Source organism: Micromonospora sp. NPDC003944 (assembly GCF_053605225.1).
The window spans coordinates 1-18,118 of sequence record NZ_JBSGIV010000064.1 but is presented as its reverse complement, the minus strand read 5'-3'; the positions used below and the strand labels follow the sequence as shown (position 1 = coordinate 18,118).

General features: G+C 73.7%; 16 protein-coding genes. 4 read left to right on the top strand and 12 right to left on the bottom strand.

Features of this window, described 5'->3' with window-relative positions:
- Window positions 1-19: 19 nt before the first annotated feature.
- Window positions 20-3,163: a discoidin domain-containing protein gene (locus ACWER9_RS25920; protein ID WP_452304280.1), complete on the top strand. Its 3,144-nt coding sequence runs from the start codon at window positions 20-22 to the stop codon at window positions 3,161-3,163.
- 102 nt (window positions 3,164-3,265) lie between these two features.
- Here the strand turns inward: ACWER9_RS25920 and serS are convergent, their stop codons facing one another.
- Genes serS through ACWER9_RS25895 form a run of 5 tightly spaced genes read right to left on the bottom strand, consistent with a single transcriptional unit; the run spans window position 3,266 to window position 8,562 of the window.
- Window positions 3,266-4,552: a serine--tRNA ligase gene (serS, locus tag ACWER9_RS25915; protein ID WP_452304279.1), complete on the bottom strand. Its 1,287-nt coding sequence runs from the start codon at window positions 4,550-4,552 to the stop codon at window positions 3,266-3,268.
- 41 nt (window positions 4,553-4,593) lie between these two features.
- Window positions 4,594-5,703 (bottom strand): DNA polymerase III subunit beta family protein, encoded by a 1,110-nt coding sequence (locus ACWER9_RS25910; protein ID WP_452304299.1) that lies wholly within the window; start codon window positions 5,701-5,703, stop codon window positions 4,594-4,596.
- Between the two features lie 43 nt (window positions 5,704-5,746).
- On the bottom strand, window positions 5,747-6,928 hold the full coding sequence (locus ACWER9_RS25905; protein WP_452304278.1) for a saccharopine dehydrogenase family protein: 1,182 nt from the start codon (window positions 6,926-6,928) through the stop codon (window positions 5,747-5,749).
- A gap of 51 nt (window positions 6,929-6,979) precedes the next feature.
- Window positions 6,980-8,128: an alcohol dehydrogenase catalytic domain-containing protein gene (locus tag ACWER9_RS25900; RefSeq protein WP_452304277.1), complete on the bottom strand. Its 1,149-nt coding sequence runs from the start codon at window positions 8,126-8,128 to the stop codon at window positions 6,980-6,982.
- The gene (locus tag ACWER9_RS25895; RefSeq protein ID WP_452304276.1) at window positions 8,125-8,562 is read right to left on the bottom strand and encodes a hypothetical protein; all 438 of its coding nucleotides are present in this window, start codon (window positions 8,560-8,562) and stop codon (window positions 8,125-8,127) included. The genes ACWER9_RS25900 and ACWER9_RS25895 overlap by 4 nt, the downstream gene beginning before the upstream one ends.
- 135 nt (window positions 8,563-8,697) lie before the next feature.
- Between ACWER9_RS25895 and ACWER9_RS25890 the strand changes: the two genes are divergently transcribed.
- Window positions 8,698-11,571: a LuxR C-terminal-related transcriptional regulator gene (locus tag ACWER9_RS25890; RefSeq protein ID WP_452304275.1), complete on the top strand. Its 2,874-nt coding sequence runs from the start codon at window positions 8,698-8,700 to the stop codon at window positions 11,569-11,571.
- An 11-nt stretch (window positions 11,572-11,582) separates the two neighbouring features.
- Here ACWER9_RS25890 and ACWER9_RS25885 read toward each other — a convergent pair whose 3' ends face one another.
- The 5 genes from ACWER9_RS25885 to ACWER9_RS25865 all read right to left on the bottom strand — a co-directional run bounded on the left by ACWER9_RS25885 (window position 11,583) and on the right by ACWER9_RS25865 (window position 14,714).
- Complete coding sequence (locus ACWER9_RS25885; protein WP_452304274.1) at window positions 11,583-12,131, bottom strand: DsbA family protein; 549 nt, start codon at window positions 12,129-12,131, stop codon at window positions 11,583-11,585.
- On the bottom strand, window positions 12,128-12,625 hold the full coding sequence (locus ACWER9_RS25880) for a redoxin domain-containing protein (protein ID WP_452304273.1): 498 nt from the start codon (window positions 12,623-12,625) through the stop codon (window positions 12,128-12,130). The genes ACWER9_RS25885 and ACWER9_RS25880 overlap by 4 nt, the downstream gene beginning before the upstream one ends.
- Before the next feature lie 79 nt (window positions 12,626-12,704).
- A complete protein-coding gene (locus ACWER9_RS25875) occupies window positions 12,705-13,391 on the bottom strand; it encodes a BON domain-containing protein (RefSeq protein WP_452304272.1) in 687 nt (228 codons plus the stop codon).
- A 616-nt stretch (window positions 13,392-14,007) separates the two neighbouring features.
- Window positions 14,008-14,406: a hypothetical protein gene (locus tag ACWER9_RS25870; protein WP_452304271.1), complete on the bottom strand. Its 399-nt coding sequence runs from the start codon at window positions 14,404-14,406 to the stop codon at window positions 14,008-14,010.
- Between the two features lie 164 nt (window positions 14,407-14,570).
- The gene (locus ACWER9_RS25865; protein ID WP_357353745.1) at window positions 14,571-14,714 is read right to left on the bottom strand and encodes a hypothetical protein; all 144 of its coding nucleotides are present in this window, start codon (window positions 14,712-14,714) and stop codon (window positions 14,571-14,573) included.
- Between the two features lie 386 nt (window positions 14,715-15,100).
- On the opposite strand from ACWER9_RS25865, the gene ACWER9_RS25860 reads away from it, so the two are divergent.
- Window positions 15,101-15,463 (top strand): STAS domain-containing protein, encoded by a 363-nt coding sequence (locus ACWER9_RS25860; RefSeq protein WP_030330302.1) that lies wholly within the window; start codon window positions 15,101-15,103, stop codon window positions 15,461-15,463.
- A gap of 18 nt (window positions 15,464-15,481) precedes the next feature.
- Here ACWER9_RS25860 and surE read toward each other — a convergent pair whose 3' ends face one another.
- Complete coding sequence (surE, locus tag ACWER9_RS25855) at window positions 15,482-16,309, bottom strand: 5'/3'-nucleotidase SurE (protein ID WP_452304270.1); 828 nt, start codon at window positions 16,307-16,309, stop codon at window positions 15,482-15,484.
- On the bottom strand, window positions 16,306-17,283 hold the full coding sequence (locus ACWER9_RS25850; RefSeq protein ID WP_452304269.1) for a 1-phosphofructokinase family hexose kinase: 978 nt from the start codon (window positions 17,281-17,283) through the stop codon (window positions 16,306-16,308). Before ACWER9_RS25850 ends, surE begins: the two co-directional genes overlap by 4 nt.
- A gap of 188 nt (window positions 17,284-17,471) precedes the next feature.
- On the opposite strand from ACWER9_RS25850, the gene ACWER9_RS25845 reads away from it, so the two are divergent.
- A complete protein-coding gene (locus ACWER9_RS25845; RefSeq protein WP_452304268.1) occupies window positions 17,472-17,936 on the top strand; it encodes an SRPBCC family protein in 465 nt (154 codons plus the stop codon).
- The last annotated feature ends 182 nt before the right edge of the window (window positions 17,937-18,118 follow it).

Sequence of the window (18,118 nt, the reverse complement as noted above, 5' to 3'; positions counted from 1 at the left end):
GTCACACCGAAGGGCCACCATGCGTATATCCGAATTCGAGTTGAGCAGGCGGCGGCTCCTCATCCTTGGCAGCGCCGTCGGCGCTGGACTCGCCATCGCCCGACCCGCCGCCGCCCAGGCCGCGCCAGCCGCCACCACGTCCCCGGTTGCGGCCACCGGCCCGGTCGCCACCACCTACCACGCGCTGCTGCTCGCCCACACCCGATGGGCCGAGGAGCAATGGGATCCCGCGATCAACGCGTACCGCCTCGCGGACTTCAGGTTCGCCGTCGTCCTGGGTAACGCGGTCCTGCTCACCTCGCCCGGCTACGACCCGGCGGCAGCAGGGGTCGACCGGGACACGCTGCACGCCCGTACTGTCGCCACCATCCGCCGGTTCGCGGCCACCAACCGGCTCGCCGGCGGCACCGAGTGGGGCCGACAGCTGTTCTGGGACAGCACCTTCGAGCTGTACTTCGTCCTGGCCGCCCGACTGCTCTGGTCCGAACTGGACGAGGTGACCCGCACCAACGTCGACCGCATCGCCCGTGGGCAGGCCGCGTACGCCCATTCCCTCGGGACCGGTAACGACCCGCTGAGTGGCAGTTGGACGCCGAACGGCCTCACCGGTGGCTGGATCGGTGACACCAAGCTGGAGGAGATGGGGGTCTACGCCCAGGCGATCGCACCCGGCCTGGCGTGGGCGACTGACGACCCCGAAGCCCCGGCGTGGCGCGAGCGGTTCCTGACGTGGACGCTCAACGCGACCGGACTACCGGCAGCCGACCGTGCCAACCCCGCCGTCGTCGACGGTCGGGCGGTCGCGGACTGGAACAGCGCCCACAACATCCACGACACGTTCCTGGTCGAGAACCACGGCTCCTTCGGCCCGCACTACCAGGAAGAACTGTGGCGCACCGCGGGTCGTACCGCGGCGCACTTCCTGGCCGCCGGCCAACCGCTCCCCGAGGCACTCACCCGGCAGCCCAGCGGCGCCGAGCTGTGGCGGACCATGCGGCTGCTGGCAAGCGATGCCGGCGAACCCTTCATGCCGATTGTCGCGGACCGCTACCACCTGTACGGCCGTGACGTCCTGCCGCTCGCCTTCCTCGCGCAGGTCCAGGGCGACCGGCACGCCGCCCGCGCCGAGGCGGACCTCGCCGACCGGCTCATGCCCTACCTGAACTACCCGCCGGAGAATCGGCTCACCAAGTTCAGCGGCGAGCCGAAGTACGAGCCCGAAGCCCGGGCCGAACTCGCCATCAGTTATCTCTTCCACTCCTGGCGGGCAGCCAACGGCGGCGTGGTCGAGCCGGTCGCCAGCACCACGTTCTTCGCGGCGGCGGCGGGCACCCGGGACTTCGGCGAGCAGGCCGGGCTGACCGCCCAGCAAACTCCGACCGCCTTCGCCGCCGCGGTCAGCAAGACCGGGTTCGTCTCGTTCCAGTGGGCCCCCGCCCACGACAACTGGTTGTTCGACACCCGGGCCGCCTCGCTGCTGCCGAGGCAGTCCGCGCCGGTCCTCGGCCGCACCTCTGCCGCGTACACCGTGGCCCGGGACGGTCTCGACGCCACCGCGACAGTTCTCCGCGTCGCCGGCGGCACCGCCGGATACGTCACGCTGCCCACCGGTACGGTCGTGTACGCCACCACCGGCACCGGTGCCGACGAGGGCACGCTCACCCTGTTCAACCTGGACATGCCTGGTGTGCCCGGGCTCACCGGCACCCGTACCTTCACCGGCGAACAGGGGTCCGTCACCCTGGCCGGACAATCGGGCGTCGGCGACGGCGGAACCGACCAGATCAGCTTCGCGCCTCGTTCCGCGAGGTACGTGCGGATGCTTGGCCGAACCCCCGTCAACCAGTACGGCTACTCGCTGTTCGCCTTCGCCGTGCAGAACGCCGGCGGGGTCGACCTCGCCGTCGGCCGGCCCACCACGGCCTCGTCCGCCGACCCCGCCTACCCTGCGGCACGGGCGACCGACGGAAACCCCGGCACCCGCTGGGCGGTCGCCCGGGAGGAACGCGCCCGCGCGGACAGTTGGCTCGCCGTCGACCTCGGCGGGCCCATCGACATCAGCGGCGTACGTCTGGACTGGGAGGCCGCGTACGGCACCCGCTACGTCATCCAGACCTCTCTCGACGGCACCGACTGGAGCGACGCGGCGGTCGTGCCGGACAGCCCGACCATCGCCGGCTCCTGGCTGGACGTCGACGGACGAGCCGGTCTGGTGGTGCACAACGCCACGAATCCGATCACCGTGACCGCCGCCACCGTCACCCTGTCCAGCGGACCGGCCACCGGCAGCACTCGGCTGGTCATCGAGGGGTACGCGGGCGCGAGCAGGTCGGCCCTCGCCGCCGCGGCGTCTCGAACCCTGCCCAGCGGCGGTCCGGAGGCGTTGCGGGTGAGTGACGCGGACGGATACCTGAGCCTGTTCAACCTGTCCGGCGACGACATCACGACGGCGGCCGTCACGCTTCCGCAGCACGCCACGCTGCGGCTGTACCGCGGAAGCCAGGTCACCGGATCGGGGACCAGCACCTATCAGGTCGACCTTGCCGCCGCGACCGCACGCGTCGAGCCGCCCCGGTTCACCGCGACCGCGGCACACCCGGAGAAGGTGATCCCCGCCGGTACCCGGTTCGACGTCACCGACTCGCACCACCTCCGAATCACCGCACCCGCCGGGCAGATGGTGAAGGTGCAGGTGGAGTGCGCGGCCGGCGGCGCCCGACAGCGGGTGACGGTTCCCGCAGGGCACCGCAAGGACGTCGCGTTCGCAGGTGGGACGGTGACGCCGACAAGTGACCTGGCCCGGTCCCGGACGACCTTCCCGACGTCACCGCTTCCGGCCGGCATGACCGACCCGTCGGCAGCCGTCGACGGCGACCCGGGGACCGCCTGGCAACCCGGCCCGAACGGCCGACTGGTGATCGACCTCGGATCGCTGCGGGAACTGGCCTCGGTCCGCCTGACCTGGACCCCCGGTCGGCGGCGGCCGATCACCGTGGCCACCTCGGCCGACGGACTCGGCTACGTGGCGGTCGCCTCGGTTGCGAAGCCGAAACCCGAGACCACCGTCACGACCACGTCCTCCGGGCGGTACGTGGCGATCACGGTCGCCGACTGGCAACCCGGTGACGCCCGGCTGACCTCCGTGGAGGCGTTCGGTGCCTGAACCCTCGGGATCGACAACGGTCTGACACCCGTGGCCCGAAACGGCGGCGGCGGGGCTGGTGCGGATCGCACCAGCCCCGCCGCCGAGTGCTGCGGGGGCCGGCTAGCGCAGGGGGGTCAGACGGTCGGTGCCCAGGCGCTCCTGGAGGACCTTCGGGACCAGGACGCTGCCGTCGGCCTGCTGGTACTGCTCCAGGATGGCCGGGAAGAGCCGGCTGGTGGCAAGCGCCGAGCCGTTGAGCGTGTGCACGAAACGGGTCTGCTTGCCGCCCGGCTCGCGGTAGCGGATGGCGGCCCGGCGAGCCTGGTAGTCACCGGCCCAGGAGACCGACGACACCTCCTTGTACTTCCCGGTGCTCGGCATCCACACCTCGATGTCGAGGGTCTTCTTCATCGAGGCGCTGGCGTCACCGGCCGAGAGCAGCGTGCGCTGGTAGTGCAGGCCCAGCCCCTCGACCAGGCTCTCCGCGTGGGCGAGCATCTCCTCGAGCGCGGCGTCGGCCTGCTCGGGGAGGGTGAACTGGAAGATCTCCACCTTGTTGAACTGGTGGCCGCGCACGGTGCCGCGCTCGTCCGAGTGCGAGCCGGCCGACTCCCGCCGGTAGCACGGGGTGTACGCGAACGCCTTCAGCGGCAGCTTCGGGGTCTCCAGGATCTCGTCCTGGTATGCGCCGAGGATCGCCGTCTCCGACGTGGGCAGCAGGAACTGGCCGCGCGGAGCGGACGCCGAGTCCAGGTGGTAGACGTCGTCGTAGAACTTGGGGAACTGCCCGGCGGCGAAACCGGCCGAATCCAGCAGCAGGTGCGGCGGGAGCAGGAACTCGTAGCCGGCCCTGATGTGCTGGTCGACGAAGTAGTTGAGCAGCGCCCACTCCAGCCGGGCGCCGACCCCGGTGTAGATCCAGAAACCGGAACCGCCGAGCTTCACGCCGCGCTCGTAGTCGACCAGGCCGAGCGCGCGGCTCAGCTCCACGTGGTCGCGGACCTTCTCGATCACCGGCGGCTCACCGAAGGTCTTCACGACCCGGTTGGCTTCCTTGCCGCCGGCCACCACGTCGTCGCTGGGCAGGTTGGGCAGCTCGCTCATCGCGTCGCGCAGTCGGGCCTGCACCTCGTCCAGCTGGGACTCCAGCTCGGCGAGCTGCTTACGCTCGGCCTCCGGTGCGGCGACCTGCGGCTCTTCGCCGGCCCGCTTGGCCTGGGCGTACGCCCGGGCCTCCGCCTTGCGGCGCTGCCGCTCGGCGTCGATCTCCGTGATCAGGGCGCGGCGTTCCTGGTCGAGCCGCTGGATCTCGTCCAGGGATCGGGTGACCTCGGCGGGATCCAGACGCTTCGCCAACGCGGTCGCCACCGCCTCGCGATCCTTCCGGATCAACTCCATGTCGAGCATGCTGCTCCGTACGCCTCCGTCCGGGGTTCACTGGTGAACCATCAGATGCTACCGTCGCGGCCCCCTCGGCCCGGGACGGGGAGGTTCTCCAGCCGGATCGGCATCAGCACCGAGTAGGTGTCCGTGTCGTCCGGCCGGCGTACGGCCAGCGGGGCGATCGGCCCGTCCAGCTCCAGCACCAGTTGCGCCGCGCCGGCCGCGTCCAGCGCGTCCAGCAGGTAACCACCGTCCACCCCGACCCGCAGCGCGTCGGTGCCCATCTCGGCGCTGCGAAGCAGCCGAAGGTCGCCCTGGTCGTCGACGCCGAGCACGGTGACCTTCCGGGTCGTGCCGTCGTGGTCGAGCGCGACAGTGGGTGCCGCCGGGTCGACCAGCGCGGCCCGCAGCGCGGCCACGTCCACCGGGATCCGGCGCGCGGTCTGCCGCTCACCGACGGACTTACGGAGCAGCCGGTGGTAGTCCGGGAAGTCGTACGGCAGGGCGGTGCCGGTCACCGTGTGCTCGGCCGCCCGCACCCGCAGGTCCGCACCCGCCACGCTCAGCCGCACCGGCCAGGCGTCGGCGGTGTCGAGCAGCGGCCGGAGCGCGTCGACGAGGGCCACCGGCACGAACACCCGTACCGGCGGTCCGTCGACGTCGGCACCGGCCCGCGCCAGCGCGAGTCGGTACCTGTCGGTGGCGACCAGCCGGACGCCGTCGGGCTCCACGTCGAACAGCACGCCCGCGAGCATCGGCAGCTCCGGGTCGACGCTGACGGCGAAGCGCACCGCGTCGAGCGCGGCGGCCAGGGCGGCGGGGGAGACCAGCAGCGTGGTGGCGGTCGGCGGGGCCGGGTCGACCAGGGCCCGGAGCCGATCGACCTCGCGGCGGGCGTCGCTGAGCCCGTCGGCGAGCCGGCGTAGGTGCGCGTCGAGCAGCTGGTGCACCACGGCCGGCTCGGCGCGTACCGCGGCGGCGATCTCCGGCACCGGCATGCCGATCCGGCGCAGCCCGGCCACCAGCCGGGCCGGGGCGATCTGCCCCTCGGCGTACCAGCGGTAGCCAGTCACCGGGTCGACCATCGCCGGCTCCAGGACCCCCGCCGAGTCGTAGAAGCGCAGGGCGCTGACGGTCAGGCCGCTGGCCCGGGCCAGCTCACCGATGCTGTGCAGGTCGCTCACGCTGGGCATCCTGCCCCCTCGACCCGGTCGAGGGTCAAGCCGAGCGGGTGAGCACCCGGAAGGTGAGGCCGGCCCGGACGAGCCGGTCGAGCAGCGCGTCACCCATCGCGGCGACGGGGGTGAGCTGGCCGGCGGTCGGCGGCAACTCGTCGAGAGCCAGGCACAGCGCCGACTCGGCGAGCATCTTCGCCGTCTCGTCGTAGCCGGGGTCACCGCCGGCGACCTCGGTGACCACCCGCTGCCCGCCTCCGGTGCCGACGAACCGGACCCGGAACCAGGACGACGCCCGCTGCTGCGCGGTGGGCCCCTGCCCGGACGCCAGCCGGCCCAGCAGCCAGCGCCGGCTGGGCGGCACCTTCACCAGCCCGATCAGCGCGCCGAGCCCGGCCGCGCCGGCCAGCACGGTGGGCAGCCGCTTCACCGCGGCGAAGTGCCGGTAGCGGAAGTCCGGGCCGTACTCCGGGCGGGCCGCGGCCGAGCGGCGGACCACCTGCGGGTCGATCGTCGGCAGCGGCACGGTCCAGATGCCCAGCTCCGCCGAGCGGGCCAGCCGGCCGGGCACCGCCCGGACCCGGCGGTCGGTGGGGCGCGGCTCGACCGCCCGGCGCTTCCGGGCCGCCTGACTGGCCTGCCCGGTACGGGAGAACGCGGTGAGCGCCGAATGGTAGGTGCCGGCGGAGAACCGGCCGCCGGCGCGCACATAGCCGTCCACGGTGATCGGGACGTCCACGGGCAACTGCTTGACGGTGAACCAGGCGCCCAGGTCGTGCGGGACGGAGTCGAAGCCGCAGGCGTGCACCAGCCGCGCGCCGGTGCGGGTCGCCTCGTCGTGGTGACGCACGTACATCAGGTCGACGAACTCCGGCTCACCGGTGATGTCCAGGTAGTCGGTGCCGGCCCGGACGCAGGCCGCGACAAGTGGCTCCCCGTGGTGGATGAACGGGCCGACCGTGCTCGCCACCACCCGGGCGCCCTCCGCCACCGCCCGCAGCGACTCGGCGTCCGTCACGTCGGCGGTGAGCAGCGGCAGGTCGGCCAAGCTCGGGTCGATCTCGGCGAGCCGGCCCCGGACGGCGGCGAGGCGCTGCGGGTTGCGCCCGGCCAGCGCCCAGCGCAGCCCGGCCGGCGCGTGTCGGGCCAGGTATTCGGCGGTCAGACCGCCGGTGAACCCGGTCGCCCCGAACAGCACCACGTCGTACGTCCGCTCCACGGCCATCCCCGGAGTCTGCCATTCGCGGTCGCCGATCGACACTCGTGCAGGCCCGCGTCACGGCGTGAACACCGCCCGTACGCAGCCGTCGGCCCGATCCCGGAACAGCGCGTACCCCTCGGGGCCCTGCGCCAACGGCAGCCGGTGGGTGGCCAGGTGTTCGGTCCGCAACTCGTCGCGGGCCATCCGGTCCAGCAGCGCCGGCACGTCGCGCAGGTCCGGCCGACCGGCGCCGCGCAGCGTGAGCCGCCGCTCGGTCAGCGCGCCGAGCGGGAACGCGTCGACGAAGCCACCCGGCTCACCGAGCACCACCACCACGCCGCTCTTGCGACACGCGTGCACGGCCTCCCGCAGCGCGTCCGGTCGGTCCGCGTGCCGACCACCGAACCGGTCGGCCACCGACCGGGCCGGTGGCGCGCCGACCGCCACCACGCACACGTCCGGCCCACGCCCCCCGCTCCGGTCCCGCAGTTCGGCCGCCACGTCGCTGCGCCGGTAGTCGAGCGGCTCGGCGTCGGAGTGCCGCTCGGCCATCCGCAACCGCTCCTCGTGCCGGTCCACGACCAGCACCCGGGCGGCTCCGCGCAGCACCGCCGCCCGGGCGGTCAACTGGCCCACCGCCCCGGCGCCCCAGATCGCCACCACGTCGCCGGGCCGCACCGCGCCCAGCTCGGCGGCGAGCCACCCGGTCGGCGCCGCGTCCGCGGCGAACACCGCCCGGTCGTCGTCGACGGCGTCCGGCACCCGGAAGGCGCTGACATCGGCGTACGGCACCCGCACGTACTCGGCGTGGCCGCCGGCGAAACCACCCGCCGCCCGGGGCCGGCCGAAACAGCCGGCGTCCGAGCGGGCCCAGTCGGGGTCGGCGCCGGCCAGGTCGGCGTGGGCGTTGTCGCAGCAGGAGTGCAGGCCCCGGCGGCAGTACCAGCAGCCGCCGCAGGCCACGCTCGCACCGACGACCACCCGGTCGCCGGTGCGGTGCCGGCGGACCTCGGGGCCGACCTCGACCACCTCGCCCAGGAACTCCGCGCCGAGCACGTCGCCGGCCCGCAGCAGCGGGTGCCGGCCGGCCAGCAGCGGCAGGTCACCCCCACTTGTGGCGCTTCGCCGGACCCGGACGATGGCGTCGCGTTCGTTGCGCAGCTCCGGGTCGGGCACCTCGCGTACCCCCAGCTCGCCGGCGGCCACCCAGCACAGCGCCCTCACCCGCGGACCTCGGGACGGTCGAGCGCGGAGCGGTCCGCGCGGAGCACCTCACCCGCCTCCGCCCGTTGCTTGACCTGGCGCAGGGTCCGGCGGACCAGCAGACCCGGGTCGTCGCCGACCAGGTGCGCGGCCAGCCCGGTGGGTGGGGTGACGCCGGCCACCGGCCGGGCGGCCAGCTCGGTGCCCCGATCGCCGGGCGCCGGCCGCACCCGCACCTCGACCGCACCGTCCAGGCGGCGCAGCGGCTCCGGCAGACGGCCGTCGGGCAGCACCTGTTCCGGCGGCCGGTCGACGGTCACCACCTCCCACCGGCCCGGCGCGCCGACGTCGCCGTCCGCGCCGGGCGGGCCACCCGCCTCGCCGTCCGCGCCGGGCCAACCCAGCCAACGGGCGAGGGCGGGTCCCGTCCGCGCCAGCCGTCCCATCGGTACCACCCGTCCTCCCGGTTCGCGTCCCTCGATCGTCCGTGGCGCCCGGGTGAAGCGCGCTCGCCCGGAAGGGGTGAACCGGCCCGCGTCGGGTAACCGCTCGCCGACCGGGGGCGGAGCGCGTGGTGGGGGTGGGGCCGGGTGCCGGAACAGAATCGGGTACGGGTGGAGCCGGCACCGGGGCCGCCGCTGTTGGCGTCCCGGCTGACGCCGGCCGTGCCGCCGGAGCCGGTGGTGGCCCGGCCCCGCCTGCTGCGTCGGTTGGACGAGGGCAGCGCGGGCCCGGTCACCCTGGTGACCGCCCCCGCCGGCTGGGGCAAGACCACGCTGCTCGCCTCCTGGGTGCGGCTGGGCGGCGCTCCGCCCGACGCCGAGCCGGGCGCGGTCGTGCCGGACTCCGGTGACCTGTCGGTCTCGCCCACCGACCACCCGGTGACCACGTGGATGTCGGTGGAGACCGGCGACGACGGGAACCGGCTCTGGACCTACCTGGCCGCAGCGCTGCGGTCGGCGACCGGGTCGGCGGCGGACGGACCCGTGCCGGACCGCCCGCCGCGCCCCGACCAACTGGAGGCGCTGGCCGCCACCCTCGCCACCGCCGACCGGCCGGTGCTGCTGGTCCTCGACGACCTGCACCGCGTGGCCGACCCGGCGGCGTTGACCGGCCTCGAGTTCCTGCTGCGGCACGCCGGGCGGAAGCTCCGTCTGGTGATCGGCGCGCGGGCCAACCTGCACCTGCCGCTGCACCGGCTCCGCCTCGCCGGCGAGCTGACCGAGATCGGCCCGGACGAGCTGGCGTTCACCGACGACGAGGTGGCCGACCTGCTCACCGCCCACGCCGCCGCACTCCCCGCGACCGCCGTGCACCGGCTACGCGAGCGCACCGGCGGCTGGCCGGCCGCGCTCCGCATCGCGGCCCTGGCGGTACGCGGACAGCCCGACCCGGAGCGCTGGGTGGGGCAGTTCGGCGGTGACCAACCGGAGATCGCCGGCTACCTGCACGAGGAGGTGCTCGCGACTGTCGACCCGGCCGAGCGGGACCTGCTGTGCCGTACCGCGCTCGTCGACACCGTCTGCGCCGACCTGGCCGAGGCGCTGACCGGGCGCCCCGACGCCGGGCAGGCGCTTGCCGACCTGGCCCGCGATGGGCTGCTGCACCGGGAGGACACCCGGCCGCCCTGGTACCGGTGCGAGTCGCTCCTCGCCGACCTGCTCCGCGCCGACCTGGCCCGGTTGCCCGTCGACGAACTGCGGGAGCTGCACGTCCGAGCCGCCGACTGGTACGCGGGCAACGGTCGGCCCTCCGACGCTCTGCGGCACGCCCTGGCCGCCGGCCGTTGGGACCTGGCCGGTGACGTGTTCGTCGCGCACTGGCCGGAGCTGACCCGCTACGACGGTGACCCGACGCACGCCCCGGCACCCGCGCCGCCGCCGGCGGAGGTGATCCGCGCCGACCCGGAGACGGCGTTGGCCTGCGCCGCCGAACGCGCGTACGCCGGTGACCTGCCGGCCGCCACCGGCCACCTGCGGGCCGCCGCCGCGCACGCCGCAGGTCTGCCGGTGCCGCGCCGGGAACGGTTCCTCCGGTTGGTCACCGCTCTGGAGTTGACCGTGGCCCGGCTCGTCGACGACCGCGCCGAGGCTCGGGCCGCCGCGGCTCGACTGCTGCGCACCCGCCCGGCGGACGCCACGCTCGCTGCCCCGGGCGGTTCCGCCGCCGGCCCGGGCGGGCAGCCGACGAGCGCCGGGGTGACCGGTTCCGCCCCGACGACAGGTGGCGGCGGCGCGGCCGACGACCTGGACCTGCGGGCGTTCACCGGCACCGCGCTGGGGCTCGTCGAGTTGGCCGACGGCGCGCTGCCCACCGCTCGCTTCGTCCGGGCCCACTCTGCGGCCCGGGAGGCCGGCCGGCCACGTACCGAGCTGGTCGCCGCGAGTCGCGCCGCGCTGCTGCTCGCGCTGCGCGGCGAGTTGGGCGCTGCCGAGCAGGCGGCCCGCGACGCGCTCGCCATGCCGACCGGTCGGGGCTGGTCCTGTCGGCTCGACTGCGGCCACGCGTACCTGGCCCTCGCCGTGGTGGCGCTGCTGCGCGACCAGCCCGAGGAGGCCACGGCGAACCTCGCCCTCGCCCGCCCGGCGCTCGCCGCGACGGGCGGCTGGGCCGGCGACCCAGAGGGGGGTGACGACTGGCTGGCCGCCGTCTCCGGCGAACCGGTGGCGGCGGCGGTGGCCGCACTGTGCCAGGCCCGACTGCGACACGACTCCGGCGACCCGGCGGCCGGCCAGCGCCTGCTCGTGCGGGCCCGGGAGGCGCTCGCCGACCGGCCGTCCGCCGCTGGGTTGACAGGTCTGCTGCGGGCCGCCGAAGCCGAACTGCGTGCCGCGCGGGGCGACCTGGACTCCTCCCGAGAGCTGCTGGCCGGCGCCGCCGACGACGCGGCCGACCCGGTGCTCGCCGTGGCGTTGGCGAAGGTGCAGCTACTGGCCGGCGACGCCGCAGCAGCCGAGCGGACCCTGCCGGACTGGCAGGCGCCCGCCGCCACCGACTGGCCCCTACCGGTACGGCTGGACGCTGCTCTGCTGGACGCGGTGCTCGCCGAACGCGCCGGGGACGGGCGGCGGGCGGGTCGGATCCTGGAGCGGACGCTGGACCTGGCCGGCCCGCAGGGCTGTCGACGGGCCTTCACCCGTGCCGAACCACCCGTGCGGGACCTGCTGGCCGCTCACCTGGACGCCGGCACCGCGCACTTCGCGCTGGTCAGCGATCTGGTACGAGTCGCCGGCTCGGGTCCTGCCGGGCCGGCTACCGGGGGCGCCCTCGACGAGCCTCTCACCGAGCGGGAGCTGACCATCCTGCGCTACCTGCAGAGCATCCTGTCCAACGTGGAGATCGCCGGCGAACTGTCCCTCTCGGTCAACACGGTGAAGACCCACGTCCGCAACATCTACCGCAAACTCGACGCGACCCGCCGGCGCGAGGCGGTCCGGCGGGCGCGCGAGCTACGGCTGATCTGAGCGGACGGCGATCAGGCGTTGGCGGCGGCGTCCGCAGCCGTCAGCAGGTCGGGCAGGTCGTATCCGCCGTCGTGCCGAATGCCGTTGACGAACAGGGTGGGGGTGCCGTTCACCCCGCTGCGGATGCCGCCCACGAAGTCCCGGCGCACCCGGTCCGCGTGCGCACGGTTCTCCACCTCGGCGTTCAACTCGTCCGGCGGCAACCCGACCTGCTCGACGCCGAGCGACAGGTGCACCGGGTCGAGCTGGTCCTGATGCTCGTAGAGCCAGTCGTGCATCTCCCAGAACCGACCCCGGACGGCGGCGGCCTCGGCCGTCTCGGCGGCGCGTTCGGCGTACGGGTGCACGTTGGCGATCGGGAAGTAGCGGTAGACCAGCCGGACGGTGTCGGCCCGCTGCCGCAGCAACTCGTGCAGGTTCGGGTACGCGGCACCGCAGAACTGGCACTGGAAGTCGCCGTACTCGACGATCGTCACCGCCGCGTCGGCCGGCCCCCGGATGTGGTCCTCGGCGGTCACCGGGTCCCGAAGTCGGGCGGTGACCTGCAGTGGCGTGCTCATCCGGCCATCACCTTCCGATCGGCGGCGAGTTGGTCCAGCGCGTCGAAGATGCCGTCTGCGCCGGGGTTGACGTCGGGCGGCGACAGGTAGCTCCAGGTCACCTTGCCCGCCGGGTCGAGCACGACGAGCGCGCGGGCCGCCTCACCGTTCGGCATGTACGCCCCGTAGCTGCGCGCCACCTCGCCCTTCGGCTCGAAGTCGGCGAGCAGGGGGAACTCGATGCCCCGGCTCTGCGCGAAAGCCCGGTGCGACCAGATGCTGTCCACGGACAGGCCGAGCACCACCGCCTGGTACTGGGCGAAGACGGGTGCCGCCGACTGGTAGAGCGACATCTGGTCACCGCAGACCGGGCTCCAGTCGGCGGGGTAGAAGGCGAGCACGACCGGCCGGCCACGGAACTGCTCGGGTCCCAGCAGAGCCCCGTCCGGGGTGGCCGGGAGGGTGAAGCCGGGCGCGGTCCGCCCCGGCTGGATCAGCCCACTCGGATCACTCATGCCACCAGCCTGCTCCCGAGGTGGGTGAGGCGGGCTCACCCACCTCGGGTGGTTCCGCGCCCGTCCGGCTCCGGCGCGTTCAGCGCAGCACCGGGGCGACCGCGATGTGGTTCTGCACCTCCCGGATGCCCGGCGCGGACCAGGCCACCTGCTCGATCTCGGCCCGCTCGGGCATCGAGTGCACCAACCCGGCGAGGATCGCCGTGTCGCCGTGCACCCGGACGCTCACCCGTTCGGCCTCGGTCGCTCCGGCCCGGGCGAGGGCGTCGACGATCCGATCGGCCAGGTTACGGCCGTCCGGTGCGGTGGCCGGTCGGACGGTGATGCCGTTGCTCACCCCGCGTACGCCGGTCAGCCGGGCGACCGCGCGTTCGGCGGCCCGGCGTTGGTACTCCCACTCGACGTCGCCGTGCAGCGTCACCCAGCCGGCCGAGACGGTGACCTGGAGCTTCTCGATGGGTACGAACGCGTCCCACTCCAGACCGTGACTTGCCGCGGCGGCCAGGTCGGGGTCGGCGCGCTCGGTGCCGTTGGTGAGCTGCACGGCCACGTCGTTGGCGACCGCCCGGACCGAGGCGACCCGGTGGGCGGCCCGTTCGGCGGCCCACTTCTTGGCATAGCTGTCCACCCGGCCGGTCAGGGTGACGACGCCCTCGGCGACGGTCACGCCGATCTCGTGCGGCTGCACCCGTGGCTCCCAGGTCAGCTCGTCGAGCACGGCGGTCTGGATGTCCTGGTCGGTGCGGTTGATCTCGGCGATCGCCATCTGTCCCTCCTCCGCTGTGGCGGGGCGGACCGGGTGGTGGCTGCGGCCGGAGGTCCGCCGTGCTGCGATCCTGCCGCCGCCCCGGGTGAGCCGCCCTCGCCCGGACGGGGTGACGGCGTGGCCGGACCTGGGCGGCACGAGTGGGATCGGCGGACGAACACCGACGATGGGAGCGCTTCCAAAGCGAGCTGCTTTCGGTTACGGTAATCGCGTTCCTCGATCGCGGGAGCCGTCGCGTCGGGTGACGGAGCCGGGGCAGCTCCGTCCGTTCCCTTCGTCGTGCTCGTCCCCCGAGCCACGGCGTCACCTCGACGATCGACCCCGTCCCCCGGGGCTCCATCCCGAGAGGAACCGCAGATGCGGAGACGTCACGCCGGTACGGTCGTGTCCGTGCCGGCCGCCGCCATCGCCGTGGGGTCGGCCCCACCTCCCGGCCGTCCCCTGCGCGAACCGCTGAGCAGGTGAACCGGGACGGCCCCCGGATCACCCCACCGAACACCGGTCCGCCGGGCCGCCTGAGGGGTCCGGCACCCGGCGGACCGGGCTTTACCCCACCACCGGACGGGCCGCGCCCGACCTGTAGGTCGAGCGGGGCCGGTCGGGGTGATGCTGTCGGTCAGACGGCGGGGGAGCCAGGGCGGTCGACGTCGACGAACTCCACGTCGTCGACGGCGCGGTCGTCCCGGCTGCCGGCGGCCCGGGCGGCGGAGCCGACCGCCCAGCCGACCGCCGCACCGACGAGCGCTGCGCCGATCAGGAGCGTCCAGGGCAGTGCCGGCTGACGCCCGGCGAGCGCGTCGAAGGCCAGCGAGGCCCGGCGTCGCGCCTCGTCGGCGGCGGATCCCACGAGGTCACCCGCGCCGTCGGCGAAGTCGCTGCTGTTCTGGCGGGCCGAGCGGGCGGTGTCGCGCACGCTGTCCCCGGCGTAGCTGACCGCCGAGAGCAGGTGCTCCCAGGCCTGGTCCGCGATCCGCTCCGGCTTGCTGCGGCGGTCCAGCAGGTTGGTTCCGAACATCGTGGTTACCTCCTCGGGTGCCGCCGGCCACTTCGGACGTCGGCGTCTCTCCAGCGCGTCACGGTGTCGCCTCATCCCGCAGTGCCCCACGTCAGCCGGACGCAAACCCCGGCCTGCGCGCCACACCGATAGCTCGGCACGCCCCGACCTGGCGCGCCACCGCCTCAGCGCACCGCTGACACGGTGACGCCACGGGCGAAGTCGTCGTCGTCCCCGTCGTCATCGTCGCCTCCGCCACCGAAACCACAGGCCAAGACGAGGGCGAGCAGAACGCCGACGCCGGCCAACCCGGCAAGCCGCTTGATCATCGAAGATCCTCTCCGTCGTGGTGGTGTCCCGGCCGATGCTAGGGCGCGTCGGCAACCGGGGGCGCGGATCGCGCCGGTCCGTCCGGGGCGACACGCCGACGGCACACGGGGCAGGCGTACGTCGTGGGCCGGTTGTCGGGCGTGCCGGGTGCGGACCGCTACCCTGGTTCGGCGGCGCGCCGGTCACGACCGATCGCCGATGCTCAAATAACAAAAAGTCTTGAGTAATCAGATACTGAAAAGTGCGGATATGGGCCGCTTTGTGGGCCCGGATCCGCGAATTGCTCATCCCGAGGGGTGGCGACCGAGGCCGTCGGAGGAATACTCTCGGTCGCGGCCCGCGTACTGATGAGACGCCCGGGGGACGGGCGGGTGGAGGTGCTCGCGTGAGCCTGTCGATCGTGAAGTCGGTTCTGTCCGGTGGTGTCGTGGAGATCGCCCCGCGGGGCGAGATCGACGTCGACACAGCGTACGAGGTGCGCGAAGCGATCGCGGAGGTGCTGGCCAAGGGCCGCCCCCTGCGCATCGAGCTCAACATGAGGCTTGTCACCTTCATCGACTCCGTCGGCATCAGCGCCATGGTCGCCGGCTTCCAGACAGCCGAGGTCAGCGACGTCAAGCTGGTGGTCACCGAGCCGAGCCGATTCGTGCACCGGCAGCTCTGGGTGACCGGCCTGCTCGGCCTCTTCGGTGCCCCGGAGCCCTACTTCGCCGGCGCCGCCACCCCCGAGGTGCTGCCCGGCGCCTGAGCGCGCCAGGCGTCCCCGTCAACGCTGCTCGTCCAGGCCGGTGAGGTCGATGTCGGTCGCCTCGGTGACCGCTCGGATGGCCGTCACCGACGCGTACCCGGCGGCAAGCAACGCCACGTCCGTGTCGGGCTGCGCGGCCTGCCCCGGCTCCTCGAGTGAGGTACGGACGAACCCGTGGCCGGACTCGGCCACCGTCATCTGCACCTGACCGAAGCTGGCCAGGGTGCCTCGCCGCACCCCGCGCAGCTGACCGTGCGGCAGGTCCGGGGCGTTCACGTTGAGCACGCTCTCCATCGGCGCGGAGGTCAGGCGTGGGAGCAGGTCCAGGGCGACCCGCGCCGCGGTGCCCCAGTGTCGCTCGGCGTCGCGGACCCGGTTGGCGGCATCCACCGCGGCGCCACCGCTCGCCGCCGTCGCCTCGCCGGCCGAGAGCACGTCGAGGGAGACCGCCATCGCCCGGCAGCCGTTCGTGGCGGCGGTGAACGCGGCGCCCACGGTCCCGGAGTGCAGCACCGCCCGGCCGGCGTTGGCGCCCCGGTTGACGCCGGAGAGCACCACCGAGGGCGGCGAGCCGAACGCCCCGTGCAGGGCGATGAGCGTGATGAAGCCCGGGGACCCGGCGACCCCGTACGCCGGCACACCCGCCAGGTCCGGCAGCGGGTGGTCGTGCACGACCACCCGCCCGTCGCGCTCCATGGCGCTCATCGCGGCGCTGGTGCCGCTCGCCTCCTCCATCGGCGCGGCGACCACCACGTCCAGGCCGCGCTGCCGGGCCGCCCAGGCCAGTGCCTGGATGCCGGGCGCCGCGATCCCGTCGTCGTTGGTGATCAACACCCGCAGGGTCATCGCTCGACCACCCGGTCGGCCAACTCGTCCGGGGTGGTCCGCTCCTGCTGCCGGGTGTCCGCCGGCACCAGTCGGACCCGGTCCACCAGGCCGGTGATCGAGTCCAGCCGACCGGTGCCCAGACCGTGCCGGGTCACGTTCAGTGCGCCAGCGGCGGCACCGGTGCGGATGGCGGTCCGGATGTCGCCGCCCCTGGCCACGACGGCTGCCACTCCGGCGGTCATCGAATCGCCCGCACCGCGCGGGTCGGCGGCCTCCAGTTGGGGCATCTCGACCTGGAACAACTCACCGTCGATGAGCGCCAACGCCGGCTGGTCGGCGCGGCTCACCACCACCGTCTCGGCACCGCCCGCGTGCAGTTCGTACATGGCCCGGGTCAGCTCCGCGCTGTCGTCGCTGCGGGCGCGGCCATCACGGATCAACTCCTCGTGGCTCACCTTGAGGAAGAACACCCCGCTCTCCAGCACCGAACCGAGGTGATCGCCGGAGAGGTCGACAACCACCCGGCTGCCGTTGGCGCCGAGGTCGGCGGCGAAGCGTCGGTACAGGTCGGCCGGTACGAGCCAGGGTGCGTTCGGCCCACTGAGGATGCTCACCGAGGCCCGCAGGCCCTCACCGAGGGCGAGGTTGTACAGCTCGTCGATCTCGTGCCGACTCAGTGGCTGCCCGGGCACGTCGGCGATCTCCTGCCGGGAGCCGTCACGGCGATCATGCACGTACCCGCCGCTGCCGGAGTCGCGGACCACCACCTTGAGGTCCACGCCCTCGCTGATCAGCAACGGCTCCAGCACCTGGCCGATCTCGCCGCCGAGGGCGGCGCAGAGCACCACGTCGACGCCGAGGGAGATCACCATGCGGGCCTGCCAGACGCCCTGCCCACCGGGGTGCAGGTGCAGCTCCGGATGGTCGTTGGGCTGGTCCACGGTCACCGTCAGCTGCGGAGTGGGCGCGAAGACCATCACGTGCCCGCTCATCGGTCGTCGCCGTTCATCTTGGCCGCCCTCCGGCACCTCGGGAAGTTCCCCACCAATCGACCTTAATAGTGCGAATAGCCGCAGGTCGCCGCATCGCCGCGGCGCCGCGCGGCGCTGACGGTGGTCGGGCGTTGCCAGCCAGACATCGGTACGGGACGATCGGGCGACCAACGACGGCGGGAGACGGTGTGCTCAGGAGCGATACCTTCAGCTACACCGTCCAGGCCCGGTGCTCACCCGCCGAGGCGGCGGCGCTGCTCAGCGACCTGACCCGGCAGGGCGAGCTGCACCCGTTGATCGTCCGGGTCACCCGGGTACCGCCCCGGCCCGGCGCCCAGGCCAGCTACACGATCAACGACCGGCTCGCTGCCGGCCCGCTTCGCTTCCGGACCACCTACCACGCGGACGTGCTGATCAGCGAGGCCGACGAGATCCTCATGGTGGCCCGCCAATGGCCCGCCACCACCGTACGCAACCACACCCGGCTACGCCCCGAGCCGGACGGTCTGGTCCGCATCGACGTCGAGATCACCCTGACCGCGCCCACGCCGTTGTTCCGCTACGCGTTTCGCCAGGCCCGAGCCGCCCACCTCGCCCTCGCCACCCGGCTGGGCGCAGCCCTCGACCGCACCGCCAACCCGCCACCCCCCTGAGCGCCCCCGCGCCCCGCGCCCCGCGCCTCGCCGATCTTGCAGTTCCGGATGTCGGTATGCGGGTGATGCACCTTCTGCCGGCGCAGTAAGTGCAAGATCTGTGAAGGTTGCTGTCAAGCGGTGGCTTCGAGGATGCGCCAGATTTGGCGGGCTATGTAGCGTTTGAGGCTGCGGGTGATCTC